This is a genomic window from Sutterella sp., assembly GCF_030539355.1.
Lineage (GTDB): Bacteria > Pseudomonadota > Gammaproteobacteria > Burkholderiales > Burkholderiaceae_F > Sutterella.
Map to the genome: position 1 here is coordinate 1 of NZ_JAUNSF010000185.1, position 2326 is coordinate 2326.

At 64.2% G+C, this 2326-nt stretch carries 1 protein-coding gene; it reads left to right on the forward strand.

What is annotated here, in order from left to right; genetic code table 11:
* The first annotated feature begins 230 nt into the window (after positions 1 to 230).
* Entirely contained in the window at positions 231 to 2210 is a 1980-nt protein-coding gene (locus Q4F91_RS13355) for an FAD-dependent oxidoreductase (protein ID WP_303338223.1), read from the forward strand.
* The last annotated feature ends 116 nt before the right edge of the window (positions 2211 to 2326 follow it).

A 2326-nucleotide genomic window follows, 5' to 3' on the forward strand; every position in this document is an offset into this window, starting at 1 on the left:
TTGGGTTACGACGCGCGGAGGCGGCCCCGTAGAATTTCCCCGTCGTTTGGGAATACCCCGCTTTCGAATTAAACCTGATTAGTTCGAAAATATTGGGGCGGTCGAATGACCTGACTGGGCGCATTAGTACAAGCGATTGAGATTCCTCGGTTTCTCCTGATGCCTTCAAGGCAGTCAATCGCAATATCTAAATTGGTGCCCTTTATCCAAATAATATCTGGAGAGAAAAGATGGAAAAGAAGAATCTTTCCCGTAGAAATTTCCTTCGCACGAGCCTCGCGAGCGGTGCCACCCTCGCCGCGACGGCCGCGTCGCCGATGGCGCTCGCTGCTCCGAAGGGCATCTACAACCCGGGCACCTACTCCTCGAAGGCCGCCGGCATCGGCGGTGACGTCATCGTCACGATGACCTTCGATGCCGACAAGATCACCGACGTCGTGATCGACGCCTCGCACGAGACCCCGAGCATCGGCCAGGCCGCCGCTCCGAAGCTCCGCGAGTTCCTCCTCAAGGCCCAGTCGGCCCAGATCGACGGCGTCTCCGGCGCCACGATCACCACCTCCGCCGTCCAGAAGGCCGCCGCGAAGTGCATCCAGCAGGCCAAGGGCGAGATCCCCGTCGAGGTGATCGAGAAGGCCGCCGCCGTCGAGGATGACGGCGACTGGCTCGGCAAGGAGCCCGAGATCCCCGCTGACAAGATCTCCGCCACGATCGACACCGACATCCTCGTCGTGGGCTGCGGCACGGGCGGCATGTTCGCCGTGTGCGCCGCCGCCGAGGAAGGCGCCAAGGTGATCGGCATCGACCGCTTCCCCACCGGCACCGGCATCCGTGACGACCTCGCCGCCATCGACTCGCGCTACCAGAAGGCCTGGGGCACGAAGATCGACAAGTGGGACTACGTCACGATGGCCACGCAGTACGCCGCCGGCCACAACCTGCAGGACCTCGTCAAGCTCTTCTGCGACAACTCCGGCGCCACGATCGACTGGTACGGCGACCGTCTGCAGGAGCGCGGCGTCGAGCTCTGGCACGAGTCCGGCGACACGGTCGACGAGTCCCGCTACCATCACTTCCCGACCGGCCACTCGCCGCGCTGGCGCACCAGCAACGACGGCACCGGCAAGCCCCTGGACGGCAACCGCGTGCTCCACGACTACGCCGTGAAGAAGGGCGCCCGCTTTGACTACTCGACCCGCATGGTCAAGCTCGTCAAGGAGAACGGCCGCGTCACCGGCGTCATCGCCACGAACGCCGACGGCAACTATGTCCGTTACAACGCGAAGAAGGGCGTCGTGGTCGCCACCGGCGGCTACGCCCAGAACTGGAAGATGATGGAGGCCCTCCAGCCCTGGAACCTCCGCATCAACGGCCGCACCCGCGCCATGCCGGGCGCCCACGGCGACGGCATCCGCGCCTGCATCTGGGCCGGTGCCAAGTTCGACGAGACGCACTCCATGATGATGTTCGACCGCACGGCCATCCGTCCGGATCAGGAGCCCGGCCCCGAGACGACGAAGTCCGGCGACTCCGGCTTCTTCTGGATGGGCTCGCAGCCCTGGCTCAAGGTGAACAAGGACGGCGTCCGCTTCATCAACGAGTCCGGCACGTACGAGAACATCCTGCACTGCGACGAGTACCAGAAGGGCCACGCGCACTACGTCATCTTCGACAGCAACTGGACCACGTACTGCCAGCAGTTCAAGATGCACGGCTGCTCGCGCCTCTATCCGTTCGAAAACGGCGCCGACCCCAACATCCCGTACCAGACGATCCGCGACCGCATGCTCCCGGGCCTGATCAAGGACGGCTACGTCTTCCAGTGCAACACGATCGAGGAGCTCGCCGAGAAGCTCGGCATCCCGCCGAAGCAGCTCCGCGCCACGGTCGACCGCTACAACGGCATGGTCGCGAAGGGCGTTGACGAGGACTTCGCCAAGGAGAAGTTCCGTCTGTCGCCGGTCAACAAGGCTCCGTTCTACGGCTGCAAGTGCACGGGCCAGATCCTCTGCACGATGGACGGCATCCAGATCGACACCCAGATGCGCGCCATCGACACCGAGGGCAACCCGATCCCGGGCCTCTACGTCGTCGGCAACGACTCGGGCAGCTACTTCGCCAACACCTACCCGAACCTCTCGACCGGCATGGCCTGCGGCCGCACGGTCACGTTCGGACGCCTCGTCGGCAAGGCCCTCGCCAAGGCCTGATTCCCGGCTGAGACAGCGCTCACCGTCCCGATTCCGGTGAGCCTTTGAGAGCGTCTTCGCTTCTCTCCAGGGGGCAGGAACCCGCGATCAAGAGCGCGGTTCCTGCCCCTCTTTTT